21 protein-coding genes are annotated in these 26,088 nt (G+C 61.9%); 19 read left to right on the forward strand and 2 right to left on the reverse strand.

Going from position 1 to position 26,088, the window contains the following annotated elements:
* Positions 1-9: 9 nt before the first annotated feature.
* The 4 genes from ACODTD_RS03100 (at position 10) to ACODTD_RS03115 (ending at position 4,733) form a co-directional block, all read left to right on the forward strand.
* Positions 10-1,098, forward strand: coding sequence for a polyamine ABC transporter substrate-binding protein (locus tag ACODTD_RS03100; protein WP_007951305.1), 1,089 nt, complete (start codon positions 10-12; stop codon positions 1,096-1,098).
* On the forward strand, positions 1,095-2,396 hold the full coding sequence (locus tag ACODTD_RS03105; protein WP_489104411.1) for an NAD(P)/FAD-dependent oxidoreductase: 1,302 nt from the start codon (positions 1,095-1,097) through the stop codon (positions 2,394-2,396). Before ACODTD_RS03100 ends, ACODTD_RS03105 begins: the two co-directional genes overlap by 4 nt.
* A gap of 113 nt (positions 2,397-2,509) precedes the next feature.
* A complete protein-coding gene (locus ACODTD_RS03110) occupies positions 2,510-4,165 on the forward strand; it encodes a PqiB family protein (RefSeq protein WP_489104412.1) in 1,656 nt (551 codons plus the stop codon).
* A gap of 16 nt (positions 4,166-4,181) precedes the next feature.
* Positions 4,182-4,733: a PqiC family protein gene (locus ACODTD_RS03115; RefSeq protein ID WP_201818522.1), complete on the forward strand. Its 552-nt coding sequence runs from the start codon at positions 4,182-4,184 to the stop codon at positions 4,731-4,733.
* Here ACODTD_RS03115 and ACODTD_RS03120 read toward each other — a convergent pair.
* Entirely contained in the window at positions 4,691-6,004 is a 1,314-nt protein-coding gene (locus ACODTD_RS03120) for a sensor histidine kinase (protein WP_011334245.1), read from the reverse strand. The genes ACODTD_RS03115 and ACODTD_RS03120 overlap by 43 nt on opposite strands.
* A gap of 326 nt (positions 6,005-6,330) precedes the next feature.
* Here ACODTD_RS03120 and pmrG point away from each other — a divergent pair, with 326 nt between their 5' ends.
* From pmrG to ACODTD_RS03150, 6 genes are all read left to right on the forward strand, one after another.
* Positions 6,331-6,984, forward strand: coding sequence for a lipopolysaccharide core heptose(II)-phosphate phosphatase PmrG (gene pmrG / locus ACODTD_RS03125; protein ID WP_489104524.1), 654 nt, complete (start codon positions 6,331-6,333; stop codon positions 6,982-6,984).
* Positions 6,985-7,265: 281 nt separating this feature from the next.
* A complete protein-coding gene (gene arnT, locus ACODTD_RS03130) occupies positions 7,266-8,975 on the forward strand; it encodes a lipid IV(A) 4-amino-4-deoxy-L-arabinosyltransferase (protein WP_489104413.1) in 1,710 nt (569 codons plus the stop codon).
* Entirely contained in the window at positions 8,972-10,501 is a 1,530-nt protein-coding gene (locus ACODTD_RS03135; protein WP_489104414.1) for an ArnT family glycosyltransferase, read from the forward strand. The genes arnT (ACODTD_RS03130) and ACODTD_RS03135 overlap by 4 nt, the downstream gene beginning before the upstream one ends.
* A 200-nt stretch (positions 10,502-10,701) precedes the next feature.
* Positions 10,702-11,715: an iron ABC transporter substrate-binding protein gene (locus tag ACODTD_RS03140; protein WP_011334249.1), complete on the forward strand. Its 1,014-nt coding sequence runs from the start codon at positions 10,702-10,704 to the stop codon at positions 11,713-11,715.
* Between the two features lie 3 nt (positions 11,716-11,718).
* On the forward strand, positions 11,719-13,314 hold the full coding sequence (locus tag ACODTD_RS03145) for an ABC transporter permease (protein WP_011334250.1): 1,596 nt from the start codon (positions 11,719-11,721) through the stop codon (positions 13,312-13,314).
* A complete protein-coding gene (locus ACODTD_RS03150; protein WP_489104415.1) occupies positions 13,311-14,363 on the forward strand; it encodes an ABC transporter ATP-binding protein in 1,053 nt (350 codons plus the stop codon). The genes ACODTD_RS03145 and ACODTD_RS03150 overlap by 4 nt, the downstream gene beginning before the upstream one ends.
* Here the strand turns inward: ACODTD_RS03150 and ACODTD_RS03155 are convergent, their stop codons facing one another.
* On the reverse strand, positions 14,364-15,254 hold the full coding sequence (locus tag ACODTD_RS03155; RefSeq protein ID WP_489104525.1) for a site-specific integrase: 891 nt from the start codon (positions 15,252-15,254) through the stop codon (positions 14,364-14,366). It abuts the gene before it with no gap.
* A 431-nt stretch (positions 15,255-15,685) separates the two neighbouring features.
* On the opposite strand from ACODTD_RS03155, the gene arnB reads away from it, so the two are divergent.
* The 9 genes from arnB to ACODTD_RS03200 are packed head-to-tail and all read left to right on the forward strand — an operon-like array spanning position 15,686 to position 26,081.
* Positions 15,686-16,834 (forward strand): UDP-4-amino-4-deoxy-L-arabinose aminotransferase, encoded by a 1,149-nt coding sequence (arnB, locus tag ACODTD_RS03160; RefSeq protein WP_489104416.1) that lies wholly within the window; start codon positions 15,686-15,688, stop codon positions 16,832-16,834.
* Positions 16,831-17,853, forward strand: a complete 1,023-nt coding sequence (gene arnC / locus ACODTD_RS03165) for an undecaprenyl-phosphate 4-deoxy-4-formamido-L-arabinose transferase (protein WP_011334254.1) — start codon at positions 16,831-16,833, stop codon at positions 17,851-17,853. Before arnB ends, arnC begins: the two co-directional genes overlap by 4 nt.
* Positions 17,850-19,841: a bifunctional UDP-4-amino-4-deoxy-L-arabinose formyltransferase/UDP-glucuronic acid oxidase ArnA gene (arnA, locus tag ACODTD_RS03170; RefSeq protein ID WP_201818513.1), complete on the forward strand. Its 1,992-nt coding sequence runs from the start codon at positions 17,850-17,852 to the stop codon at positions 19,839-19,841. The genes arnC and arnA overlap by 4 nt, the downstream gene beginning before the upstream one ends.
* Complete coding sequence (gene arnD / locus ACODTD_RS03175; protein WP_201818512.1) at positions 19,841-20,725, forward strand: 4-deoxy-4-formamido-L-arabinose-phosphoundecaprenol deformylase; 885 nt, start codon at positions 19,841-19,843, stop codon at positions 20,723-20,725. The genes arnA and arnD overlap by 1 nt, the downstream gene beginning before the upstream one ends.
* A complete protein-coding gene (gene arnT / locus ACODTD_RS03180) occupies positions 20,722-22,371 on the forward strand; it encodes a lipid IV(A) 4-amino-4-deoxy-L-arabinosyltransferase (protein ID WP_201818511.1) in 1,650 nt (549 codons plus the stop codon). The genes arnD and arnT (ACODTD_RS03180) overlap by 4 nt, the downstream gene beginning before the upstream one ends.
* Positions 22,368-22,712 (forward strand): 4-amino-4-deoxy-L-arabinose-phosphoundecaprenol flippase subunit ArnE, encoded by a 345-nt coding sequence (gene arnE, locus ACODTD_RS03185; protein ID WP_489104417.1) that lies wholly within the window; start codon positions 22,368-22,370, stop codon positions 22,710-22,712. The genes arnT (ACODTD_RS03180) and arnE overlap by 4 nt, the downstream gene beginning before the upstream one ends.
* The gene (gene arnF, locus ACODTD_RS03190; protein WP_489104418.1) at positions 22,709-23,113 is read left to right on the forward strand and encodes a 4-amino-4-deoxy-L-arabinose-phosphoundecaprenol flippase subunit ArnF; all 405 of its coding nucleotides are present in this window, start codon (positions 22,709-22,711) and stop codon (positions 23,111-23,113) included. The genes arnE and arnF overlap by 4 nt, the downstream gene beginning before the upstream one ends.
* Positions 23,110-24,489: a UDP-glucose dehydrogenase family protein gene (locus tag ACODTD_RS03195; protein ID WP_221614616.1), complete on the forward strand. Its 1,380-nt coding sequence runs from the start codon at positions 23,110-23,112 to the stop codon at positions 24,487-24,489. The genes arnF and ACODTD_RS03195 overlap by 4 nt, the downstream gene beginning before the upstream one ends.
* Complete coding sequence (locus tag ACODTD_RS03200; RefSeq protein WP_285355958.1) at positions 24,462-26,081, forward strand: ArnT family glycosyltransferase; 1,620 nt, start codon at positions 24,462-24,464, stop codon at positions 26,079-26,081. Before ACODTD_RS03195 ends, ACODTD_RS03200 begins: the two co-directional genes overlap by 28 nt.
* The last annotated feature ends 7 nt before the right edge of the window (positions 26,082-26,088 follow it).

Here is a 26,088-nt window from a genome sequence, read left to right on the forward strand (position 1 = left end):
GGTGTCGATATGCGTCTGTTGAAATCCATGATCCCCGCCGCGCTGGCCCTGGCGTGCAGTGCCGGTGCCCTCGCCCAACCCCAGGTCAGCGTCTACAACTGGACCGATTACATTGGCGAAACCACCCTCGCCGACTTCCAGTCCTCCAGCGGGATCAAGGTGATCTACGACGTCTTCGACTCCAACGAAACCCTCGAAGGCAAACTGCTCGCCGGTCGCACCGGTTACGACGTGGTGGTGCCGTCCAACCACTTCCTCGCCCGTCAGGTAAAGGCCGGTGCGTTCCTCAAACTGGACCGCTCGCAACTGCCGAACTGGAAAAACCTCGACCCGAAACTGCTGGCCCTGCTTGAGAAAAACGATCCGGGCAACGAGCACTCGGTGCCGTACCTGTGGGGCACCAACGGCATCGGCTACAACGTCGACAAGGTCAAGCAAGTGCTGGGCATCGATCACATCGATTCCTGGGCCGTGCTGTTCGAACCGGAAAACCTGAAGAAACTCACCCAGTGCGGTGTGTCGATGATGGACTCGGCCGATGAAGTGTTCCCGGCCATCCTCAACTACATGGGCATGGACCCGCGCAGCGAGAAACCCGAAGACTACAAGAAGGCCGAAGAGAAACTGCTTAGCATCCGGCCGTACATCACCTATTTCCATTCCTCGAAATACGTGTCCGACCTGGCCAACGGTGACATCTGCGTGGCCTTCGGTTACTCCGGCGACGTGTTCCAGGCCGCCAATCGCGCCAAGGAAGCCAAGAACGGCGTGAACATCGCCTATTCGATTCCCAAGGAAGGCGCGAACCTGTGGTTCGACCTGCTGGCGATTCCCGCCGATGCCGGCAACACCAAGGAAGCCCACGCCTTCATCAATTACCTGCTCGATCCGCAAGTGATCGCCAAGGTCAGCGCCTCGGTGGGTTACGCCAACCCGAACCCGGCGGCCAAGCAATATATGGATCCCGAGCTGGTCAACAATCCCGAGGTCTATCCGTCCCAGGAAGTCCTCGACAAGCTCTACATCTCCTCTACCCCGCCCCAGTCGATCATGCGTCTGATGACCCGGTCCTGGAGCAAAGTGAAGTCGAACAAATGAATCAGTACACCCAGGAACACGCCCAGTCCTATTACGCCGCGTCGGCCCGGGCCAGCACACCCTATCCGGAGCTGACGGGTGATCTGATCGCCGACGTCTGCGTGATCGGTGGCGGGTTCACCGGCGTCAATACGGCGATTGAACTGGCGCAGCGCGGACTCTCGGTGATTCTGCTTGAAGCCCGGCGCATCGGCTGGGGCGCCAGCGGGCGCAATGGCGGGCAGCTGATTCGCGGGATCGGCCATGACGTCGAAGGTTTCTCACGGCATGTCGGCAGCGAAGGCGTGCGCTACCTGCACCGGGCCGGGATCGATTCGGTGGAGCTGGTGCGCCAGCGCATCACCGACAACGCCATCGAGTGCGACCTGCGCTGGGGCTTCTGCGAGCTGGCCAACACCCCGGCACAGTTCGACGCCTTCAAGGCCGAGCAGGACAGCCTGGCGCAGCTGGGTTACCGCCATGAAACGCGGCTGGTCGCCCCTGAGCTGATTCGTCAGCAAGTGGTGAACGCGGGCGTCTACAAGGGCGGCCTGATCGACATGGGCTCAGGGCATCTGCACCCGCTCGACCTGGTCCAGGGCGAAGCCCGACTGGCTGCCTCCCTCGGGGTGCGGATTTTCGAGCAGAGCCCGGTGCTGGAAATCCTCCACGGCCCGACCGTCCAGGTACGCACCCAGAGCGGCACGGTGCGCGCCGGCAGTCTGGTGCTCGGCTGCAACGCGCACCTGGATGAACTCGAACAGCAACTCAGCGGCAAGGTGCTGCCCGCCGGCAGTTACATCATCGCCACCGAACCGCTGCCGGCGGAACGCGCCGCCGAACTGATTCCGCAGAACCTGGCGCTGTGCGATCAGAAAGTCGGCCTCGACTACTACCGGCTCTCGGCGGACCGGCGCTTGCTGTTCGGCGGCGCCTGCCACTATTCGGGGCGGGATCCGGCGGACATCGCCGCGTACATGCGACCGAAGATGCTCAAGGTGTTCCCGCAACTGGCAGATGTGCGCATCGACTATCAGTGGGGCGGCAAGATCGGCATCACCGCCAACCGCTTCCCGCAGGTCGGCCGCCTGAAGCAGCACCCGAACGTGTTCTACGCCCAGGGCTATTCCGGCCACGGCCTGAACGTCACCCACTGGTGCGCCAGGCTGCTGGGCGAAGCGATTCATGCCGGCCACAGTCAGGGCATGGATGTGTTCAGCAACGTGCCGCACATGACATTCCCCGGCGGCCCGGCGCTGCGTTCGCCACTGCTGGCACTGGGCATGTTCTGGTATCGCCTGCGGGAGCTGCTGGGATGACGCTTCGCGGTTAAAGCATCCTGCACATTTGCTCTATCGCGAAGCACTTCTATATTGATGAAGTGCTTTTGCGTTCCTGACGCTCAGTGCCCAACACACCCTGGAGGTCATGGATGGAGTCGTCAGCCGCCGATCAACCGCGAGCGCCCGGCCAGGCGCCGGTCAAGACTCGGCGTTTCAGCATTTCGCTGGTGTGGATCGTGCCGATCGTCGCGGTGCTGGTGGGCCTCTCGCTGGTGGTGCACAACCTGATGCAGGAAGGCCCGACCATCACCGTCACCTTCAAGACCGGCAGCGGCCTGACCGCCAACAAGACCGAAGTCAAATACCGCAACGTGGTGATTGGCCAGGTCACCGACGTCGAGCTGAGCGACGACCAGAAAAGCGTCTACGCCACGATCAAACTGGCCAAGCAGGCCGAAACCTTCACCCGCGAAGATTCGCAGTTCTGGGTCGTGCGCCCGCGCATCGGTGCGGGCGGTGTCTCGGGCATCGATACGTTGCTTTCCGGTGACTACATCGGCGCCGACATCGGTCAGTCCAACTCGCGTTCGAAGCATTTCAAGGGCCTGGAGAACCCGCCGCCGATCACCTACGGCGAACCGGGCAAACGCTTCAACCTGCACGCTTCGGATCTCGGCTCGCTGGACATCGGCTCGCCGGTCTATTACCGCAAGATCCCGGTCGGCCAAGTCGTGGCCTATGCGCTGGACGCCGATGGCAAAGGAGTGAACATCGAGGTGTTCATCCATGCGCCGAACGACGCCTACGTCACCGAAAACACCCGGTTCTGGAACGCCAGCGGGATTGATGTCAACGTCGGCGCCAACGGTTTTGCGGTGAAAACCGAATCGCTGTCGACCTTGCTGGTGGGCGGCATCGCCTTCCGAGCACCGGAGTACAGCCCCAACGACGTTGCCGCTGCCGAAGAAAGAACCTACGACCTGTTTGAAGACCAGCAAACCGCCCTCGCCCCGCCCAACGGCAAAGCGCAATACCTGACCCTGCGTTTCGATCAGGCCCTGCGCGGGTTGAAAGTCGGCGCACCGGTGGAGTTTCTCGGCATCGAAATCGGCCGGGTAGTGAGCGTCAACCTGGACTTCGACGCAAAAAAACGCAGTTTCCCGCTCAACGTCGGGATCGTGATCTACCCGCAACGCCTCGGTCAGGCTCACGTCAAGATGCTTAAGGTACTCGAGCACAATCCGGACGATGAAGCCGCTGCCGTGCGCCTGATCGGCACCTTTATCGACAACGGTCTGCGTGCCCAGGCCCGCAGCGGCAACCTGCTGACCGGCCAGCTGTACATCGCGCTGGATTTCTTCCCCAAGGCCGAAAAAGTCGCGTTTGACCCCACCGCTCGCCCGATCAGCGTTCCGACCGTCCCCGGCAGCCTCGAACAGTTGCAGGAAAAACTCGAAGCGATGATCGACAAGCTCAACAAGTTGCCGGTGGAGCGGATTGCCGGCAACCTCGACAGCAACCTCGTGGAATTGCGCAAAGGCCTGAGCCAGTTCAACGCCAGGACCCTGCCCGGCGTACAGAACACCCTCGCCGACCTGAGCAAGACGTTGCAGTCGGCCAGCTCGACCCTGGCCGAAGACTCGCCGCAACGCGAGCAACTGACCGAGACCCTCGACGAGCTCGGGCGCATGTCCCGTTCGCTGCGTGAGCTGTCCGATTATCTGGGCCGTCATCCGGAATCGTTGATTCGCGGCCGCCCCGACAACGCCGCGCCGCTGGACCTCAAAGGGCCGCCGCGCAACTGAGCACAGGAGCTGTCCCATGGCTTTAAAGCTGAAGTTCACCGTGCTCGCGATCGGCCTGCTGCTGGGCGCCTGTAAAAGCGCTCCGATCAGCTTTCACACCCTGACACCGACGCAACCGATGACCGGCCGCGCCGGCTCGGAAATCACCATCGAAGGCATCAGCGTGCCGCCCCAGGTCGACCGGCCGCAAATCGTGATCCGCCAGGGCAACAGCGGCCTGGCGATCCTTGAGACCGAATGGTGGGGCGCGAGCCTCAGTGATGAATTGCGCAGCGCGCTGGTGGATCAACTGAGCAATGCCGGCGGTCCGCGCAAAACCTCGGTGCGCATTGATGTGCAACGCTTCGATTCGATACCCGGGCAATACGGGCTGATCGACGTCAAATGGCGCCTGCGCCAAGCCAACGCCGGGGACGATGCCCTGATCGCCTGCCGGTCGCTGCTACAGACCCCGTCCGGGCCGACCATCGACGATCTGGTGGTGGCCCAGCAGAACAACGTCAAGCGTCTGGCCGCGTTGATCGGTCAGGCGGCGGGCACTGCGCGGGGCTGTCCACCGGCGTCCTGAGCGTCCGTCTTCAAAAGGACGGTAAAACGACAACCGTGGGGCTCACGGGTTGTCAGGTCGACCTGCCAGTGCTCGCGATTGCAAATCCGCTGCACCAGTGACAATCCCAGCCCAAGCCCCTCGCCTCGACGCTCGTCACCACGCACGAATGGCTGGAACATCGCTTGTCGGCGTTCTTCGGGAATGCCGATGCCACTGTCTTCAACCACAAATCCGCATTCCCCGACGGTCAGCCTGACAAAGCCCTGATCGGTGTAATGCCAGGCATTGCGCAGCAGGTTACCCATCACTGACTGCAGGAAGGTCTGGTTGTAGCGAGCCGTGCCGGCCGGATTGATGTCGCAGAAAAATTCCAGCCCTTTTTCGCGGATCAGCCGCCCCCAGATCTCCGCCTGAACGCGTGCAACTTCCCCAAGGGAAACGCAAATGTCGCCACCGGTATCTTCCTGGGCGCGGGCGAGCATCAGGAAGGTATCCACCAATTGACGCATTTCATGACTGGCCCGTGCGATGCGGTTGACCTGCGCGGCCGAGCGGGTATCGAGCGACGGATTGGCGAGCAGCAACTCGCAGGCGCCGCCGAGCACCATCAACGGTGTGCGAAGTTCATGACTCACGTCGCTGGTGAACAGTTTTTCCCGGCTCAGCGTTTCGCGCAGGCGACCCAGCGTCTGATCGAACGAGAGTGCCAGTTCTCCGACTTCGTCCGCCGCGTAGTCCGGATGCAGAGGCGGCGCCAGCACCAGTAACTGGTCGCGGTGACGCACCTGGCGCGCCAGACGGATGACCGGAGCCATTACCCGTCGTGCCAGCAATCGGCCGAGCACAATCGCCAGCAGAATGCTCAGGATGAACCCGACCGCGACCACGATGAACAACAGACGCTCTCGCTGTTCGAGACTTTCCTGGTCACGCAACAGCACGTACTTGCGTCCGCCCACCATCTCGACCATGGCGAAAAAGCCATCGCCCTCGAACATGACCTCCTGAAACCCCGGCGACAGAGCCGCCAGTGACGGGACGAGCGCCATGGCGCCCGGTCCGCCTTCGAAGAAAAACAGCTCGCTCTTTTCCGGTCGATGGCTCCAGCGACTGATGTCATCCATTGCCAGCAAACGATGCAGACCGCCCATCAAGGTCGTGGCCGTCAACTTGTGTTCCACCACATGCACGGTGGCTACGATTCCCAGCGCAAATACGCCGGCCACCAGCGCACTCATCGAGGCGAATACGATGACGATCCGTTTCGTCAGGCTTTGCTTGAAATCCATTCGGCTGGAGGACTCCACCTCAGTTATCAGACTCGGCGGTCAACATCAGGTGTGTACTCAATAGATGGACCGAACGGATTCAGCTTCACCTCAAACAGCAACAGTTGTTAAGCCAGCCCGGTAAAAAAAGCGTATTTGAGTCTGGTTATCAGAAACTTGATAAATTGCACATTTTCAACGCCCGCAAATTTTTCACATGTTCTTCACTGCGGCCCGACGTGAATAGCCCCAACATTCAGCCAGCATTCAAGTACGCAACCATAAAGTTGATTAAATCGCGGGCCAGTTGCGCCTGCGAAGTTAAGGGGCATGGCGTGGAGCGACAGATGCAATTAACGGCAGTCTATAAACAACGTCGAATATTGCGACCTGGAAAACTGCTGACAGTCATCGGTGCAGGGGTGGCGATTGCACTGGTCAGCGGCTTTGTCTGGGTAACCCGCTCCCCCATTGATCTGGGCCACGCGGGGAAGGCCTCAAGGGCTGACTGGACCAGGGCCTGGCAGGCGGGCGAAGTGGTGGCACTGGTGCGCCATGCTGAACGTTGCGACCGCTCCGACCATCTTTGTCTGGGCCCGGAAGACGGCATCACTCAGGTAGGCAATGACTCGGCTGTGCGGGTGGGCAAGGGTTTCAAGAGCTTGGGCATGCAGCAGGCACAGGTGTTCACCAGCCCGCTGACCCGAACCGTGCAAACGGCGCGTGCCATGTTCGGGCAGGACGCTACTGCCCAGCCCTGGCTTGAATCCTGCGGTTCGTCGCTGCGTAACGAGGTGGTGGCGCACAAAGTTGCACAGCGCAATCTGGTGCTGGTCACCCATAGCGGCTGCATCAGCGACTTTGAAAAACAGACCGGTTTTCCCCATGCGATCGCCGCTGATTATGGAAGCACGCTGTTTGTTCGCATTGATGCCAAGGGGCAACTTGAAGTGCTGGGCATTCTGAATGCCGAGGCCTGGTCACAACTCAATAGCGATTAACGTCCTGGTTACAGCTAATTGACAGTTCTGAGCTGTTTTTAATTAAACAAAGCACACTTCATTAAATTGTAATGAGAGATGTATCTGCCCTCCGACTTACTGGACAGCTGGTTTTTTTAGACTTGGCTTTATCGCGAGAACTTCGGCCTGGAGGTACGACAGTTCTCTGGATACAGGAAATGCCCGACACCTGCATTCATTCAACACGATGACGCGCCCGCTCAGGAACACGCCGGGCAGGTCATCGACATCAGAACTTCGTACGGTACCAAGGCTTTGTCATGACGTCTGAAAACAACCCGCTGCGACACACTGCCCTTTTCCCTTCGACGACTGCGGTCGAACGCTGGGCCATCCCCGGCCTTATTCTGGCGTTCGTGATGTTTTACCTGCTGCCATTGATGAGCCACGGCCTGTGGATCCCCGATGAAACCCGCTACGGCCAGATCAGCCAGGAAATGCTGCTGAGTGGCAATTGGGTAGCCCCGCACTTCATGGGCATCCGTTATTTCGAGAAACCGATTGCCGGCTACTGGATGATTGCCATCGGCCAGGCAATTTTCGGTGACAACCTGTTCGGCGTGCGCATTGCTTCGGCACTGAGTACCGGCGTGAGTGTCTGGCTGACCTACCTGCTGGCCCGTCGGCTCTGGAACAACCCGCGCATCAGCCTCGCAAGCGCCCTGCTGTACATGAGTTTCGGGCTGATCGCAGGTCAAGCCGGCTATGCCAACCTCGATCCGCAATTCACCTTGTGGGTCAACCTGAGCATGGTGGCTGCGTGGTTTGCCATCGACAGCCGTACGCCCCGCGCTCGCCTGGGTGGCTGGGCGCTGCTCGGTGTTGCTTGCGGCATGGGGCTGATGACCAAAGGGTTCCTGGCCCTGCTGTTGCCGGTGCTGATCGCCCTGCCCTACATGGTCTGGCAACGGCGGTTCGGTGAGCTGGTGCGTTACGGGCTGGTCGCCGTCGTGGTCTGCGCCCTCGTCAGCCTGCCGTGGGTATTGGCGGTCCATTACCGGGAACCGGACTTCTGGCGGTTCTTCTTCTGGCACGAACACATCCGTCGTTTTGCCGCCGGTGACGACGCGCAACATGCCCGCCCGTGGTGGTTCTACCTGCCGTTGCTGTTTGCCTCGACCCTGCCGTGGGCGCTGCTTCTGCCTTCGACCTTGCTGCGCATGTGGCGCGAAAAGCGTGAGGCAAAAATGGCTTACCTGGCACTGTGGTTCCTGCTGCCACTGGCCTTTTTCAGTCTGAGCAGCGGCAAACTTCCTACGTACATCATGCCGTGCCTGCTGCCCGTCGCGCTGTTGATGGGACAGACCGTAGTCAAGTGGCTGGATCAACGCAGTGGCCGATTCCTGCGCCTGAACGGTGTGTTCAACACGGTACTCGCCAGTGTTGCGCTGGTGGCCCTGCTCTATCTTCAGGCCACGAAGGAAATCTACGAAAACACTGAGATGTTCAGCCTGTCGCTGGCCTATATCGTGGTGGTGGGCTGGATCATCGCCAACGCCTTGCAAGTGCTGCGGCCACTGACATTGTGGGCAATGCCGGCGCTGGGCATCGGCCTGCTCGTGGCGTTGCTGCCCGCCGCCATGCCGGCGCAGATCGTCAACAGCAAGATGCCGGATCAGTTCATTGCCGAGCATCAACGGGAACTGAGTGAAACCGCGTCGCTGCTGAGCAACGACCTGGGGGCGGCCTCCGCGCTGGCATGGCGCCTGAAGCGTCCGCAGGTGGATCTGTTCAACACCATCGGTGAGCTGAAGTACGGCCTCGAAGACCCGGCCATGGAAGCACGTAAAGTCACTATGGACGGCGTCGGCCAGTGGATGACCGAAGCGCGGAAAAAAGGCGCCGTCGGTGTGGTCTTGCGCGTCAACAGTACGCAGGAAGAACAGGAAGTTGAATTGCTGCCCGTGGACGGCAAGCATTATCGGCGCGGCAATCTGCACATTTTCATCTTTGCGCAGAAACAGCCATGACGGTGCGCAACAACGACCGCGCCGCCCTGTTGCTCCTGCTGGCGGCCAGCGCCCTGATGTTGCTGCTCGGCCTTGGCAGCCGCGAACTGTGGGGCGCGGAAACCCGCTGGGCCAACATCGCGTTGCAGATGCTGCAAAGCGGCGATTACTTCGATCCGTACCTCAAGGGCGATCCCTACTACGACAAGCCGCTTTTGTCGTACTGGATGATCACCGCGACCGCCTGGCTGACCGGCAGTCTCGATCACTGGTCGCTGCGCCTGTCTTCGGTGGTGTCCGCATGGTTGAGCGTGTGGCTGGTGTATCAACTGGGCGAGCAGCGGTTTCGCAAGGGCACGGGACTGATCGCCGGCTGGATGCTGGCGACCACCTTCTATTTCGTGTTCTGGGCGCGGGTCGCCACGGCCGACATTCTGACCGTGTGCGGGGTACTGGCAGCGGTCTGGTGGTATTGGCGCGGTCCTGAAGACACCCGGTTTTCGCGCTACGTGGTGTTCTGCGGTTTGCTGGCCCTGACCTCACTGTTCAAGGGGCTGATCGGCTTTATCCTGCCGGGGCTGGTGCTGCTGCCGCATCTGTTGCATGAAGGCCGCTGGAAGCGTCATCTCAATCTGAGACTACTCGCCGCGCTGGTGATTGCCGGTGCGTTCTACATGACGCCGTTCCTGCTGTCCCACCTCTACGGCGCGCCGAATTACGGGGAAAGCGGCCTCGGGCTGGTCTTGCGGGAAAACGTCGTGCGGTTTTTCCAGCCATTCGACAACATTGGCCCGATCTACACCTATTTGCTGTACCTGCCGATTTATACCTTGCCCTGGGCGCCGTGCTGGATCATTGCCTTGTGGGTCGCGGTGCGGAACTGGAAACGCATCGAACCGGACACCCGCTGGCTGATTCAGGGCCTGGGGTTGTTGATGCTGTTCTTCACCGCCAGCGGCAGCCGGCGCAGTTATTACGTGCTGCCACTGGTGCCGTTCGCGCAACTGCTCGGGGCGTGGTGGATTACCCGGCGCCTGGCGGCTCGAAATGCCGAAGGCCCGTTCGGCGGGCGTGGCCTGAAAATCGGTTTCGGCGTGGCCACTGTCCTGCTGCTCGGCATACTCGGTGTGCTTTACCCGTGGACCAACAGCGGAGGCGGCGCAATCCGTTTCGGCGAAACCGTGCGCCTGCAAGCCAGCCAACGCGCTCCCTTGAGTCAATGGCATGTGGTAATGGTCGAGGTCGACAATAAAGTGCCGATGTACCTGCAGACCGGCGGTGCGCCGTTCTACTACGTGCCGCAGAGCCGGGATTTCCCGCGCGACGGCGATACCGCAGCCATGATCGCCTGGCTGGAACGCACCAGCGGTCAGCAGTGGGATCCGCAACGGACCCTCTTTGTCGCCCAGTACCGCACCGGCGATCCCGTTCCGCTGAGTCACCTCAGCCGCGATCATCAGGTCATTACCACCACGCCCACCCGCGGCGAACAGTTGTTCCACGGTCGCGAGGATCAAAGCGTCGCCTACCTGCCCCAAGGCTCCTGAAAGACAGCGCCGGGTTCGCCCGGCGTCCCCGCCAAGTGACTGCTAACCTGAATGGCAATGACATGTATTAACGGTTGTTTTGACGTTTTTTTCTCATTTGCCTCTCTACATTGCCAGCCAGCCAACATATGCAAATCATTCGCATTGAAACTCCCGCGAATGCTTGCCCATAACGTCTAAAAACAGGAGCTGCCCCCGCCATGAGTCCATCCCTTCCGTCCTTTCTGAAACAGGCCGCGCTGGCGACTGCGCTGCTCGCGGCCGGTCAGGTGTTTGCCGCCGACTCCGTCGGCCTTGTGGTCTACAACGCCCAGCACGAAACCCTGACCAAGGCCTGGGTCGCCGGCTTCACCGAGGAAACCGGGATCCCGGTCACCGTGCGCAACGGCGACGACACGGAAATGGGCAATCAGATCGTGCAGGAAGGTGCGGCGTCGCCGGCGGATGTGTTCCTGACGGAAAACTCCCCGGCCATGGTCCTGGTGGACAACGCCAAGCTGTTCGCGCCGGTGGCTCCGGCAACCCTTGAGCAAGTCGATGCGGCTTATCGACCGGCCCACGGTCAGTGGGTCGGCATCGCCGCGCGCTCGACGGTGTTCGTCTATAACCCGGCCAAACTGCCGGAAAAGGACCTGCCCAAATCCCTGATGGACCTCGCGACCCCGGCCTGGAAAGGTCGCTGGGCCGCGTCGCCTGCCGGTGCGGATTTCCAGGCCATCGTCGCCGCCGTGCTGGAACAGAAAGGCGAAGCCGCCACCCTCGAATGGCTCAAGGGCATGAAAGCCAATTTCACCGCCTACCGGGGCAACAGTTCGGTGCTCAAAGCGGTGAATGCCGGGCAAGTCGACAGCGGCGTGATCTATCACTATTACGCGTTCGTCGATCAGGCCAAGACCGGCGAAAACAGCAAGAACACTGCCCTGCACTACTTCAAGCATCAGGATCCGGGGGCGTTCGTGAGCATTTCCGGTGGTGGCGTGCTGGCTTCCAGCAAACACCAGGAGGACGCGCAGAAATTCCTCCAGTACATCACCGGCAAACAAGGCCAGGAAGTCCTGCGCACCGGCAATTCCTTTGAATACGCCGTGGGCAAGGACTCGGCCTCCAACCCCAAACTGGTGCCGTTGAAGGATCTGGACGCGCCGAAAGTCGATGCATCGAAGCTCGACAGCAAGAAAGCCGTCGAACTGATGACCCAGGCAGGACTGCTGTAATTGATGCCTGAAACTCTGCCGGCGGGGATCGCTGCGGCGCCCTCCGCCCATTTGTCACGCCGGACCCGCGCCCTCAATGGGCGCGGAAGTCCGTGGGTGGTCGTGCTGGCCATCGCGGTGTCGCTGCTGTCATTGGTGCCGATCGGCTTTGTGATCGGCGTGTCGTGGTACACCGGGTGGTCGACCATCGAAGCCTTGGTCTTTCGCCCTCGGGTCGCCGAGCTGCTGATCAACACCGTGCTGCTGGTGCTGATCACGCTGCCGATCTGCATCGTGCTCGGCACCACGCTAGCGTGGTTGACCGAACGCACCGATCTGCCGGGGCGACGGCTGTGGTCATTGCTGGCCGTTGCGCCGCTGGCGGTGCCGGCGTTCGTGCACAGCTACGCATGGGTCAGCCTGTTTCCGTCGATTCATGGGCTGCCGGCCGGGGTGCTGGTGTCGGTGATCGCCTATTTCCCGTTCCTCTATTTGCCGATTGCGGCGACGTTGCGTCGACTCGATCCGGCGATTGAAGACGTGGCCGAATCCCTCGGCCTGAAACCGTGGGCCGTGTTCTTCCGTGTGGTGCTGCCGCAATTACGGCTGGCGATCTGTGGCGGCGCGTTGCTGGTCGGCCTGCACTTGCTGGCCGAATATGGCCTGTACGCAATGATCCGTTTCGACACCTTCACCACGGCGATCTTCGACCAGTTCAAATCGACCTTTAACGGCCCGGCCGCCAACATGCTCGCCAGCGTTCTGGCGTTGTGCTGCCTGGCGATGCTGGTGGTGGAATCCGGCGCCCGTGGTCATGCGCGATACGCCCGCGTCGGCTCCGGCAGCGCTCGCGAACAACGCACCGTGCGCTTGCAACGGCGCACCGCCGCGCTGGGTTTGTGCCTGCAAGGCCTGACCTGCCTGCTGGCGCTCGGCGTGCCGTTGCTGACCCTCGGCAAATGGCTGATCGCTGGCGGTGCCGAGGTCTGGCAGGGCAATGAGTTACTGCCGGCGTTGCTGCAGACACTGTCGTTCGGCGTGGCCGGCGCGCTGTTGACCAGCCTCGCGGCAATTCCGATTGCCTGGCTGTCGATCCGGGCGCCCGGCAAGCTGCAACGCCTGCTTGAGGGTTGCAATTACATCACCAGCGCATTGCCCGGGATTGTCGTGGCGCTGGCGCTGGTCACCGTGACGATCCATTTCGCCCGACCGATCTACCAGACCACTTTTACCGTGCTGCTGGCCTACCTGCTGATGTTCCTGCCCCGGGCGCTGGTCAGCCTGCGCGCCGGGTTTGCACAGGCACCGGTGGAGCTGGAAAACATCGCACAAAGCCTCGGCCGTTCACCGTTGCGCGCCCTGTGGCTGATCACCTTGCGTCTGGCGGCGCCCGGTGCGGCGGCGGGTGCGGCGCTGGTGTTTCTGGCGATCACCAATGAACTGACCGCGACCCTGCTGCTCGCGCCCAACGGCACGCGCACCCTGGCCACCGGTTTCTGGGCCATGACCAGCGAAATCGACTACGCCGCCGCAGCGCCTTACGCCCTGCTGATGGTGCTGCTGTCGCTGCCGCTCACGGCCATCCTCTATCACCAATCCAGGCGCAGTGCCGGCCGATGAACGCTCTCGACATCATCAATCTCAGCAAATCCTTCGGCGCACAGACGGCGCTGGACTCCATCAACCTGTCCGTCCCGACCGGAAGCCGCACGGTGATCGTCGGCCCGTCCGGGTCCGGCAAGACCACCCTGTTGCGGATGATCGCCGGGTTCGAATTCCCCGATGCCGGCAGCCTCACGCTGAACGGCCAGACCCTGGTCGACAGCACCCACGCCGTACCCGCCTATCAACGACAAATCGGTTACGTGCCACAGGATGGCGCGCTGTTCCCGCACATGACCGTGGCCGACAACATCGGCTTCGGGCTGGCGGAAACCGGCAGCGCCCGAACCGAGCGCATTCAGGCGCTGATGGACAGCGTCGCCCTGAACGCCGACATGGGCGCCCGTTGGCCCCACGAACTGTCCGGCGGCCAGCAACAGCGGGTGTCGCTCGCCCGGGCACTGGCCCAGCAACCACGCCTGATGCTGCTCGACGAACCCTTTTCCGCCCTCGACACCGGCCTGCGCGGCGCCATGCGCAAAATGGTCGCGCGCCTGCTGGAGGATGCCGGAGTGACCACGATTCTGGTGACCCACGATCAGGGCGAGGCGCTGTCGTTCGCCGACCAGTTGGCGGTCATGCGCGACGGTCGGCTGGTGCAGTCAGGCCATCCGATGGACCTCTACCGCTACCCCGATGACGAACAGACCGCGCGCTTTCTCGGCGAAGCCGTGGTCATGCCCGCCCGGATCGAAGCCGGTTGGGCCCATTGCGATCTGGGCCGGGTGATGGTCAACAGCAATGGTTTTTCCGGCGCCGCGCAGATCATGTTGCGGCCCGAGCAACTGCAACTCTCGGACATTCCCGCCGATCCGGACGGCTGTCACGCGGTGGTCACTGATCGGGACTTCGGCGGCAACGTCTGCACCCTGACGGTGGAACTTCGCACGCAAGCCAGCCCCGGTCGCTCACTGCTGGTGCGCAGCTCCGGCATGCACGCGCCACCGGCCGGCAGCGCCGTGCAATTGTCCATTCTGGGGGCGGCCCACGTCTTTGCAACGCCCTGACTACAGGTCGAAGCGATCCACCGCGCGGCGACGCTCGTTGTCGTCGCGCACGTCGTAGTTGGCGGTCGTCTGGATATTGCTGTGATGGGCCAGCTTCTGAGCGATCGACAGGTCATGCTCTTCGATCACCCGGGTGATGAACGAACGGCGGAAATCATGAGGCATGATCTTCACCCCGACCTGGGTCCCGCGCTGGCGGGCGATGTAATAGATCGCGTGCTTGGTGATGCGCTCGCGGGTGATATGGCTGCCACGGCGGATGCGGTTGAACAGAAACGCGTCGTCGCTCTCGCCTTCCTTGAGTTCCGAGCGACGGAACTCCAGCCACGCATTCAGTTTGGCGAACGCCCAGGCTGGCGCGTATTTGATCAGCTGTTTGTTGCCCTTAGCGGTGACACACAAACTGCGCTCGGTGAAGTCAACCTGATTCAGGTCCAGATCCACCGACTCCGACTTGCGCATGCCGGTGCCGTACAACAACGCAATCACCGCCGCATCGCGCAAACCTTGTGGCCGTGGATCGGCGGCGCAGACTTCCATCAATTCATGAATCAGCGTGCGCTTCAGATTGCGCCCCTGGGACAGTCGCGTGCCGGCAATGCCTTTGACCGAGCGCATTTTCAATAGATGTTCCTGGCTGATCAGGCTCATGCGCCAGGCTTCATTCATTACACCGCGAATGGCGTTTACATAAAGCGAAGAAGTATTCGGTGCGTAATTGTCGGCGCGCAATGCAGCGACTAATGCAACCACATCTTCCGGTTGCAGCGCATGCCAGGGAATTTCTTCGACGTTCATGTCTTCGAAACCGAGACGGTCGGCAGCGTCCTGCAACACGTAACGCATGGTCAGTTGGCTGGAGGGCTCCAGACGCGCCAGATACACGGTCATCGGGTTGGTTTTCAGGGGGTCGGGGGATGCAACGGGTAAGTCAATCAAACGTCGGGCCTTGAGTAAAAACAGTTCAACACAGCAACTAACAACTGCAACATTCTTAATATAAGGAGAACACTTCCGTAGGACTTTTCTACTAAAAACCGCGATAAACGGTAGAAGTCTGAACAGTGGCTGTATGGGTTTCAGATAAACGATTCGCCGACCGGTTTTTCATGTTCCTTTCACAAAAACGGGCATAACCTTAATTCCACTGAGTCCTGTGCCGGCGCTGCCCAAGCTGCCGGGCAATGCCTGAAAAGTCAACCGAACCCGACGTTATGTCGTCTTGGCAACTAATTGATGCAAAGGATGTTTTCGCGTCTACGCTTTGATTGGATCCAACCATTCAATGGATCTATTTCTTTTTTCTTTGCAATGAGGTGTGCATGAGTCAGGCGTTTCTCCCCTTCTCCCGCCCCAGTATCGGTGATGAAGAAATTGCCGCCGTGGAGCAAGTCCTGCGCTCCGGCTGGATCACCACCGGGCCGAAAAACCAGGCCCTCGAAGAACAATTTGCCCAGTACGTCGGCAGTCGTCATGCCGTGGCACTTTCCTCGGCCACCGGTGCCATGCATGTAACGTTACTGGCGCTGGGAATCGGCCCCGGCGATGAAGTCATCACCCCGTCGCAGACCTGGGTGTCGACCGCCAACATGATCTCGCTGCTCGGCGCCACGCCGGTGTTCGTCGATGTCGACCGCGACACCCTGATGACCGACGCCGCGCGCATCGAAGCCGCCATCACCCCGCGCACCAAAGCAATCATTCCGGTGCATTACGCCGGCGCCGCGTTTGATCTCGACCCGCTCTACGCGCTGGCCGACAAGCAGGGCATCGCCGTGATCGAAGACGCCGCCCACGCCGCTGGCACCCGCTACAAGGGTCGTCACGTCGGCTCGCAAGGCACCGCAATCTTTTCTTTCCACGCGATCAAGAACATGACCTGCGCCGAAGGGGCGATGTTCGTCACCGATGATGAAGCGTTGGCCAACCGCGTGCGCATGCTCAAGTTTCATGGTCTGGGCGTCGATGCGTACGACCGCCTGACCCATGGCCGCAAACCCCAGGCCCAGGTGATCGAGCCCGGTTTCAAATACAACCTGGCCGACATCAACGCCGCGATTGCCCTGGTGCAACTGGAGCGTCTGGACGCGATCAACGCCCGTCGCACCGAACTGGCCACGCAATACCTGCAAAAACTCGAAGGCCTGCCGGTGCAACCGCTGGCGGTGCCTGCCTACGCGCAAACCCACGCCTGGCACCTGTTCATCCTGCGCATCGACAGCGAGCGCTGCGGCATGGATCGCGAAGCCTTCATGAAGGGTTTGCAGGAGCAAGGCATTGGCACCGGCATCCACTTCATCGCCACCCACCTGCACACCTGGTATCGCCAGCGTGATCCGCACCTGTCCCTGCCCGACACCGAGTGGAACTCGGCGCGGCTGTGCTCGATTCCCTTGTTTCCCGACATGACCGACCAGGATCTGGACCGGGTCGTCGGGGCCATTGAACACCTGATGGGGAAACGCCCGTGAGACCTTATCCGATTCATTGCGTGTCGATCGTCATCCCGGTCTACAACGAAGAAGACAGCCTGCCGGAACTGCTGCGCCGCACCGAAGCCGCCTGCAAGCAACTGCGTCATGACTACGAAATCGTGCTGGTCGACGACGGCAGCCGCGACGCCTCCGCGCAATTGCTCGAAGAGGCGGCCTCGGTCGTGGACAGCCCGTTCGTGGCAGTCATCCTCAACCGCAACTACGGTCAGCACGCGGCGATCATGGCCGGTTTCGAACAGTGCAAGGGCGACGTGGTGATCACCCTCGACGCCGACCTGCAGAACCCGCCGGAAGAAATCCCGCGGCTGGTGGCCGAGGCCGAAAAGGGCTTTGACGTGGTCGGCACCGTGCGCGGCAACCGTCAGGATTCGGCGCTACGCCGTTATCCGTCGAAACTCATCAACCTCGCGGTGCAGCGCTCCACCGGCGTTGCCATGAGCGATTACGGCTGCATGCTGCGCGCTTACCGCCGCACCATCATCGACGCGATGCTCGCCTGCCGCGAACGCAGCACGTTCATTCCGATCCTCGCCAACAGCTTCGCCCGCCACACCACGGAAATCCCCGTGGCCCACGCCGAGCGCGAACACGGTGATTCGAAGTACAGCCCGATGCGTTTGATCAATTTGATGTTCGACCTGATCACTTGCATGACCACCACGCCCCTGCGGTTGCTGAGCATCGTCGGTTTCGCCATGGCCGGGCTCGGCGTGCTGTTCGCGGCGGCGCTGATCTTCATGCGCCTGGCGTTTGGCGCCGGATGGGCCGGCGATGGCCTGTTTGTGCTGTTCGCCGTGCTGTTCGTGTTCACCGGCGGCCAGTTCATCGGCATGGGCCTGCTGGGTGAGTACCTGGGTCGCATGTACAGCGACGTGCGCGCCCGCCCGCGTTTCTTCATTGAAAAAGTCCTGCGCGGCCATCCCGCCACGCCGGCCCCCGCCATCACCGTTGACGGCCTCACTTCCAACTCCACGTCTGATCAGGTTCTCTCATGAGCGCAAAAACCGTTGTCTTCGCTTACCACGATATTGGCTGCGCCGGCATTCAAGCCCTGCTCGACAGTGGCTATGACATTGCGGCGGTGTTTACCCATGCCGATGACCCCAAGGAGAACACCTTCTACGCCTCGGTCGCGCAACTGTGCGCCAACAACGGCATCGCGGTTCATGCACCGGAAGACGCCAACCATCCGCTGTGGATCGAGCGGATCGCCAAGCTCGATCCGGATTACATCTTCTCGTTCTACTATCGCAACCTGCTGAGCGAGCCATTGCTGGCCCTCGCCAAAAAAGGCGCGTTCAACCTGCATGGCTCGCTGTTACCGCGTTACCGTGGCCGCGCGCCGGCCAACTGGGTGCTGGTCAACGGCGAAACCGAAACCGGTGTCACCCTGCACCGCATGGTCAAACGCGCCGACGCCGGCGCCATCGTCGCCCAACAACGTGTAGCCATCGAACGCAGCGACACCGCGCTGAGCCTGCACGGCAAACTGCGCACGGCCGCCAGCGACCTGCTGCGCGACGCGCTGCCAGCGATGCTTCAGGGCAAGATCACCGAAACCCCGCAGGACGAATCCCAGGCCACGGTATTCGGTCGTCGCACCCCGGCGGACGGCAAACTGGTCTGGGCGCAACCGGCCGAGCAACTGTTCAACCTGGTGCGAGCCGTGACCCGTCCGTATCCGGGCGCCTTCTGCGCCGTGGGCGAGCACAAGCTGATCGTGTGGAGCGCCGACGTGGTCAAGGGCAACGAAGGTCAGGCGCCGGGCCGAGTCATCAGTGTCGATCCGCTGCGCATCGCCTGCGGTGAAGATTCGCTGGTGATCAACGCCGGCCAGCGCAACGACAACGGGCTGTACCTGAGCGGCCCGCAACTGGCCAGTGAACTGGGACTGGTGGACGGCTCGCTGCTGCGCGGTGCCGAATCCGGTCGCGGGCCACGCCGTACACGGGTGCTGATCCTCGGCGTCAACGGTTTCATCGGCAACCATTTGTCCGAGCGCCTGCTGCGTGACGAGCGCTACGAAGTCTATGGCCTGGACATCGGCTCCGATGCCATCGACCGCCTGCGCAGCCACCCGCGTTTCCACTTCGTCGAAGGCGACATCAGCATTCACTCGGAGTGGATCGAGTACCACATCAAGAAATGCGACGTGGTCCTGCCGCTGGTGGCCATCGCCACGCCGATCGAATACACGCGCAACCCGCTGCGGGTGTTCGAGCTCGACTTCGAAGAAAACCTGAAACTGGTGCGCTACTGCGTCAAATACAACAAGCGCGTGATCTTCCCGTCGACCTCGGAAGTCTATGGTATGTGCCAGGACAAGCACTTCGACGAAGACCGCTCCAACCTGACCGTCGGCCCGATCAACAAACAACGCTGGATCTACTCGGTGTCCAAGCAATTGCTCGACCGGGTGATCTGGGCCTACGGCGCCAAAGGCCTGAACTTCACCCTGTTCCGTCCCTTCAATTGGATGGGCCCGCGCCTCGACCGTCTGGATTCGGCCCGTATCGGCAGCTCCCGCGCCATTACCCAGTTGATCCTCAACCTGGTGGAAGGCACGCCGATCCGCCTGTTCGACGGCGGCGAGCAGAAGCGCTGCTTCACCGATATCGCCGACGGCGTCGAAGCACTGGCGCGGATCATCGATAACGACAACGACGTCTGCAACGGCCAGATCATCAACATCGGCAACCCGGACAACGAGGCCAGCATCCGCCAGTTGGGCGAAGAGTTGCTGCGCCAGTTCGAGGCTCACCCGTTGCGCAGCAACTTCCCGCCGTTCGCCGGTTTCCGCGACGTGGAAAGCAAGGCGTTCTACGGCGCCGGTTACCAGGACGTCGAGCACCGCAAACCGAGCATCGCCAACGCCAAGCGCCTGCTGGACTGGACGCCGACCGTGGAAATGCGCGAGACGATCGGCAACACGCTGGACTTCTTCCTGCGTGAGGCCATGGCCGAAATCGAGAGCAAGCGTTAATGCAGGCCGGTTTGCGCATCGACGTCGACACCTTTCGCGGCACCCGCGAAGGCGTGCCGCGCTTGCTGGAAATCCTCGATGAAGCGCAGATCAAAGCGACGTTTTTCTTCAGTGTCGGCCCGGACAACATGGGCCGGCATCTGTGGCGCCTGATCCGTCCGCAGTTCCTCTGGAAGATGCTGCGCTCCAACGCCGCCGGCCTGTACGGCTGGGACATCCTGCTGGCGGGCACGGCGTGGCCGGGCAAGCCGATCGGTCGCGACCTCGGGCACCTGATGCGTCAGGCCCGGGCCGCCGGCCACGAGGTCGGCCTGCACGCCTGGGATCACCACGGCTGGCAGGCCAATGCCGGGCACTGGAGCGCTGCGCAACTGGTCGAGCAGATCCGTCAGGGCGTCGATACCTTGAGCGACATCCTCGGCGAAAAGGTGACGTGTTCGGCCGCCGCCGGTTGGCGTGCGGACGAGCGAGTGATCGAAGCCAAGCAGGCCTTCGGCTTTCGCTACAACAGCGATTGCCGTGGGCAGCGGGTGTTCCGTCCGTTGCTGGCCGATGGCTCGGTCGGTGCGCCGCAGATTCCGGTGGACCTGCCGACCTTCGATGAAGTGGTCGGGCCGAGCGTGGCAGCGAAGGATTTCAACGCCTTCATCCTCGACCGGTTCCGCCCTGAAAACCTCAACGTCTACACCATTCACGCCGAAGTAGAAGGGATTCTGATGGCCGATGATTTTCGTCGACTGCTGGCCGAGGCACGCCAGCAAAACATTCACTTCCAACCGTTGGGCGATTTGCTGCCCGAGTTTCTCAACACCCTGCCCGTCGGCCGTGTGCAACGCGGCGCACTCGAAGGCCGCGAAGGCTGGCTGGGAGTGCAAGGCGCATGAGCAAACGCTGGGCATTGCCGCTGTTGCTGGGGATTTTTCTGCTGGCTTATCTGCTGCCGCTGGGCAGCCATGGTCTGTGGATTCCCGATGAAACCCGTTATGCGCAGATCAGCCAGGAGATGCTGCTGAGCGGCAACTGGGTGTCGCCGCATTTCATGAACCTGCGTTACTTCGAAAAACCGGCGGCCGGTTACTGGATGATCGCGCTAGGGCAGGCCGTGTTCGGGCAAAACCTGTTCGGCGTGCGGTTTGCCTCGGCCCTGAGCACCGGGCTGAGCGTGCTGCTGTGCTTCCTCATCGCCCGCCGTTTGTGGAACGACCCGCGCAAAAGCTTCGTCTGCGCCCTGCTCTACATGAGTTTCGTCATCGTCGCTGGCCAGGCCGGTTACGCCAACCTCGATCCGCAATTCACCTTCTGGGTCAACCTGAGTCTGGTGGCGCTGTGGTTCGCCCTCGACAGCCGATCCAACGGTCAGCGCCTGGCCGGCTGGGCGGTGCTGGGTCTGGCGTGCGGCATGGGGTTCATGACCAAGGGTTTTCTCGCCTGGTTGCTGCCGGTGCTGATCGCGTTGCCGTGGATGCTCTGGCAAAAACGCTGGAAGGAATTGCTGCTGTACGGTCCGGTGGCCATCGCGGTGGCGATCATCGTCAGCCTGCCGTGGGCGCTGGCGGTGCACGGTCAGGAACCGGATTACTGGCGGTTCTTCTTCTGGCACGAACACATCCGCCGCTTTGCCGGTGACGATGCCCAGCATGACGCGCCGTGGTGGTTCTATCTGCCGCTGCTGGTGGCGTTCAGTCTGCCGTGGGTCGGGATGTTGCCGGTGGCATTCAAGCAAGCGTGGCAGACCCGCCGCGAAACCGGCATCGCGTTTCTCGGCCTGTGGCTGCTGATGCCACTGCTGTTCTTCAGCCTGAGCAACGGCAAGCTGCCGACCTACATCCTGCCGTGCCTGCTGCCGCTGGCGTTGCTGCTGGGCCACGCGCTGGCCGATCGCTTGCGTCTGGAGCAAGGCCGGGCGCTGGGCCTCAATGGTCTACTGAATCTGTTGCTGGGCATCGTCACGCTGATCGGGCTGGTTTACGTGCAGCTCAAGCGTCCGCTGTACGACCACGAATTGCACAGTCTGGTGCTGGTGTTCATCGCCCTGACCGGCTGGATCATCAGCAACCTGCTGCAAGCGTTTCGTCCGTTGCAATGCTGGGCGGCGCCGGCGGTGGGCAGTTTGCTGCTGATCGCGTTACTGCCAGCGGCGCTGCCCAGATCGGTGGTGGCGAACAAGATGCCCGACCAGTTCGTCCTCGCCCACCAGAAGGAACTGGCAGCCACCACCCACCTGTTGAGCAACGACCTGGGCGCCGCCTCGGCCCTGTCCTGGCGGGTCAAACGCCCGCAGGTGGCGTTGTACAACACGATAGGCGAACTGAAATATGGGCTTGCCTATCCTGACGGCATACAACAACGGGTCGATCCTGATCAGGTGCAACAGTGGATGCGCGAAGCCCGCAAGACCGGTTCGGTCGGCGTGGTGATGCGGGTCAAGGGGCAAGACGAACTGGACGAACTCGACAGACTGCCCAAGGACGGCGTTCGTTATGAACAGGGCAATCTGGTGATCATGATTCTGCCCCAGGAGGCCTCATGAGCCTGTGGCTGCTGTTGCTCGCCTGCCTGCTGACCTGCCTGGGCCAGGTTGCGCAGAAATGCGCTGTCGAGAACTGGCGCGGCGCGGACCTGTCGTGGTCGCGCAAATGGCGCTCGCCGTGGCTATGGCTGGCCCTGCTCGCCCTCGGCGCGGGCCTGCTGGTGTGGCTGCTGGTGTTGCAGCGCCTGCCGGTCAGCATCGCCTACCCGATGCTCAGCCTCAATTTCGTGATCATCACCCTGATCGCTCGCTTCGTGTTCAAGGAGCCCGTCGACGTTCAACACTGGTTCGGAGTGTTTCTGGTAATCGGTGGCGTGGCGTTGTTGGGGCAGCAGTCATGAACCAGCGTCGTGGAATCTTCTTCGCCCTGGCCAGCGTGCTGCTGGTCAGCGTGGCGCAACTGAGCATGCGCTGGAGCATGACGCGCCTGCCCCGACCGGATCAGTGGCTGGCCCTGCCCGGTGTCGACTCAGTCGCGCTGGTCGTGGTGCTGGCGGCGATCTTCGCCTATGCGCTGTCGATGCTCTGCTGGCTCGCCGCCCTGCGCGATCTGCCGCTGGGCAGAGCCTATTCGCTGCTGAGCATCAGCTACGCGCTGGTGTACCTGCTGGCGGCCAGTCTGCCGCTGTTCAACGAATCCTTCAGTTTCTCCAAATCACTGGGCGTGGCGCTGGTCATGCTCGGGGTCATCACTATCAACACTCGTCCGGCCCGTGCGCCGGAGTTGAGGAGTTCGCCATGAAAATCACAGTATTTGGTAGCGGTTATGTCGGTCTGGTGCAGGCTGCCGTCCTGGCCGAGGTGGGTCACGACGTGGTGTGCATGGACATCGACGAGAAGAAAATCGAACTGTTGCGCCAGGGCCACGTCAGCATCTTCGAGCCGGGGCTGGCCAGTCTGGTCCGCGAAGGCCTGGATGCCGGGCGCCTGCAATTCACCTGCGATGAAATACTTGCGGTGCAACATGGCAAGGTTGCGTTCATTGCCGTTGGCACCCCGTCCAACGAGGACGGTTCGGCCGACCTGCGTTATGTGCTGTCGGTGGGCGACGCCGTGGCCCGGCACCGTGAGAAACCGCTGATCCTGGTGGAGAAATCCACCGTACCGGTCGGCACCGGTGACACTTTGCGTGCGCATCTGGATAAAGCCTTGGTCAAGGCCGGACGTCTGTTGCAGTTCGATATCGTCTCCAACCCGGAGTTTCTCAAGGAAGGTTCGGCCGTCGCCGACTGCCGCCGGCCGGACCGGATCGTCATCGGTTGCGAACGCGAAGAAGTGCGCGACGTGATGCGCGACCTGTACTCGCCGTTCAACCGCAACCACGACCGCATCATGTTCATGGACCTGCGCAGCGCCGAGCTGACCAAATACGCCGCCAACGGCATGCTGGCGACCAAGATCAGCTTCATCAACCAGATCGCCGAACTGGCCGAGCACCTGGGCGCGGACATCGAATCGGTACGCCAGGGCATCGGCGCCGACAGCCGCATCGGCTACCACTTCATCTACCCCGGCTGCGGTTACGGCGGCTCGTGTTTTCCCAAGGACATGCGCGCGCTGATCCACAGCGCCGAAGAGGCGCACTGCTCCAGCGACTTGCTGCAAGCCGTGGAAGCGATCAACCAGCGGCAGAAACACAAGCTGTTCGAACGGATCAACGCGTTTTACAAGGGCGAACTGCGCGGCAAGACCTTCGCGGTCTGGGGCCTGGCCTTCAAGCCGAACACCGACGACATGCGCGACGCGCCAAGCCGGGTCTTGCTCGAATCGCTGTGGGCCGCTGGCGCCAATGTGCGGGCGTTCGACCCGGAAGCCATGCAGGAAACCCAGAACCTGTACCCGGACGAATCGAAGCTGATGTTGATGGGCACCCCGGAATCGGTACTCGCCGGTTCCGATGCGCTGATCATCTGCACCGAATGGCAGCAGTTCAAGGCGCCGGACTTCGACCTGATCCAGCAACGCCTCAAGGCCCCGGTGATCTTCGATGGCCGCAACCTCTACGACGCCGAACGCCTGGCCCGTAACGGCTTCCACTACTTCCCGATGGGCCGTGGCGAATCGCGCACCTTGCCGATTCCGTTGCAGCAATGGCCGCACGCCTCGGACGTGGCTTGATCGGGTTGTCCTGTGCCATTCGCCGGCAGTCCCTGATCGCAGGGCTGCTGGCGTTTGTGCTGTTCATCGCCGGCGTGTACGGGCAGGCGCCCATCGGTTTCGACTCGCGCTTCGTGCTGTTCGCCCAGGAAATGCTGCGCCACGGGCCCAGTGTATTTCCCACCACCTATGGTGAGCCGTACGCCGACTATTCGGCGCTCTCGACGTTGTTCATCTGGCTGCTGTCGTTGCCCTTCGGCACGGTCAACAGCCTGACAGCGTGGCTGCCGAGCGCGGTTGCCGGCGCGGTGATCGTGACGTTGATGTATCGCTTGCTCGCGCCCTCGTCCGTGCGCTGGGCGATCGTCAGCATCGCCTTGCTGATGCTCACCAGCACCTTCATCACCGAAACGCGCGCGGTGTCGCAGGACCTGATGCTCGCCGCCGTGGCGTTTTCGGTGCTCTACCTCGGCTATGCCCACGATCATTTCGCTGCCGGTCGGCGCTGGCCGCTGGTGTTCATTCTGTTACTGCTGGGGTTCGGTATTCGCGGGCCGATCGGGCTGGTGGTGCCGACCGGCATGCTGTGCAGCTATTACCTGCTGGATCGCCAATGGTCACGCCTGTTGCTCTTCGGGGTGCTGGCTTCGCTGCTGCTGGCGGCCTGCGTCGGGCTGTTGTTGTGGCTGGCGGAGGTCAGCGGTGGGCCGGCGTTTCGTCAGGACGTGATCCGCATGCAGTTCATGGGGCGCATGGACGGCAGCGAAGGCGTCAGCGGTTCGCTGTATTACTTCACCAGCTCACTGGGCAACTACGCGCTGGCGTATCCGCTGGCCTTGCTGGCACTGGCGGCGGCATGGTTGAGCAAGCCCCGGCAACGCGGCCCGGCTTTGCGACTGGTGCAGTATTGCGCCGCTGCGGGGTTGATCGTGATGCTCGGGCTGTCGATTCCACAGGCGAAAAAGGCCCGTTACCTGCTGCCGATGCTGCCCATGGCGGCGATCATTGCGGCGTATCCGTTTCAGGTGTTGCACGGCCGGGTGTTTGCCTGGCTGCGCGTCGCCATGCAGGGATTGTGGTTGTTGATTCCCGCGTTGCTGATCGTCCTGTTATGGGTGGCGAAGCGACGGTTTCCCGAGTCGTTGACCGGCCTGACGTCGGTAATGATCGTGCTGGGATTGCTGCAAGTAGCCGCGTTGTCGCGGTTGTGGCTGCCGCGCTGGCGAACCGAAGTCCTCGCGTTCAGCGCTGTTCTGGCGGTCTGGTCGGCGTACGCGCTGGTGTTCGAGCCGGTGGAGCGCCAGCTGTATGACACGCGATCCTTCAGCCAGGCAGCCATGGTGCGGATCCACGAGCAACCCGCGCCGCTGGTGCTGCACGGCATGGGCAAGGATGCCAAGGCGATCAAGTTCATGGTCAACGTCGAGCAGGATCTGCAACCGCTGTTCACTGAAACCACGCAAGCGCTCGAAGCACTCAAGGGGCCGGCGTGGCTGATGATGGATCACAGCGACTATCAAGCCCTGCAAGGCACGCCGCCCGGGGCGCTGCAACCGGTGCTGAGCGGGCGTTTCGATAAAAACGATTATGTGTTGCTGTGGCTGACGCCTTAACCTGCGC

This window comes from Pseudomonas sp. FG35 (assembly GCF_057809295.1).

Bases quoted from the DNA above. Each gene is read 5' to 3' on its own strand.
- arnE (WP_489104417.1), top strand. From the start codon at position 22,368: ATGAGCCTGTGGCTGCTGTTGCTCGCCTGCCTGCTGACCTGCCTGGGC.
- ACODTD_RS03115 (WP_201818522.1), top strand. From the start codon at position 4,182: ATGGCTTTAAAGCTGAAGTTCACCGTGCTCGCGATCGGCCTGCTGCTG.
- arnB (WP_489104416.1), top strand. From the start codon at position 15,686: ATGAGTCAGGCGTTTCTCCCCTTCTCCCGCCCCAGTATCGGTGATGAA.
- ACODTD_RS03110 (WP_489104412.1), top strand. From the start codon at position 2,510: ATGGAGTCGTCAGCCGCCGATCAACCGCGAGCGCCCGGCCAGGCGCCG.
- arnF (WP_489104418.1), top strand. From the start codon at position 22,709: ATGAACCAGCGTCGTGGAATCTTCTTCGCCCTGGCCAGCGTGCTGCTG.
- ACODTD_RS03100 (WP_007951305.1), top strand. From the start codon at position 10: ATGCGTCTGTTGAAATCCATGATCCCCGCCGCGCTGGCCCTGGCGTGC.
- ACODTD_RS03140 (WP_011334249.1), top strand. From the start codon at position 10,702: ATGAGTCCATCCCTTCCGTCCTTTCTGAAACAGGCCGCGCTGGCGACT.
- ACODTD_RS03195 (WP_221614616.1), top strand. From the start codon at position 23,110: ATGAAAATCACAGTATTTGGTAGCGGTTATGTCGGTCTGGTGCAGGCT.
- ACODTD_RS03155 (WP_489104525.1), bottom strand. From the start codon at position 15,254: ATGACCGTGTATCTGGCGCGTCTGGAGCCCTCCAGCCAACTGACCATG.
- ACODTD_RS03135 (WP_489104414.1), top strand. From the start codon at position 8,972: ATGACGGTGCGCAACAACGACCGCGCCGCCCTGTTGCTCCTGCTGGCG.
- arnT (WP_201818511.1), top strand. From the start codon at position 20,722: ATGAGCAAACGCTGGGCATTGCCGCTGTTGCTGGGGATTTTTCTGCTG.
- ACODTD_RS03200 (WP_285355958.1), top strand. From the start codon at position 24,462: ATGGCCGCACGCCTCGGACGTGGCTTGATCGGGTTGTCCTGTGCCATT.
- pmrG (WP_489104524.1), top strand. From the start codon at position 6,331: ATGCAATTAACGGCAGTCTATAAACAACGTCGAATATTGCGACCTGGA.
- ACODTD_RS03120 (WP_011334245.1), bottom strand. From the start codon at position 6,004: ATGGATTTCAAGCAAAGCCTGACGAAACGGATCGTCATCGTATTCGCC.
- arnA (WP_201818513.1), top strand. From the start codon at position 17,850: ATGAGCGCAAAAACCGTTGTCTTCGCTTACCACGATATTGGCTGCGCC.
- arnT (WP_489104413.1), top strand. From the start codon at position 7,266: ATGACGTCTGAAAACAACCCGCTGCGACACACTGCCCTTTTCCCTTCG.
- ACODTD_RS03105 (WP_489104411.1), top strand. From the start codon at position 1,095: ATGAATCAGTACACCCAGGAACACGCCCAGTCCTATTACGCCGCGTCG.
- arnD (WP_201818512.1), top strand. From the start codon at position 19,841: ATGCAGGCCGGTTTGCGCATCGACGTCGACACCTTTCGCGGCACCCGC.
- ACODTD_RS03145 (WP_011334250.1), top strand. From the start codon at position 11,719: ATGCCTGAAACTCTGCCGGCGGGGATCGCTGCGGCGCCCTCCGCCCAT.
- ACODTD_RS03150 (WP_489104415.1), top strand. From the start codon at position 13,311: ATGAACGCTCTCGACATCATCAATCTCAGCAAATCCTTCGGCGCACAG.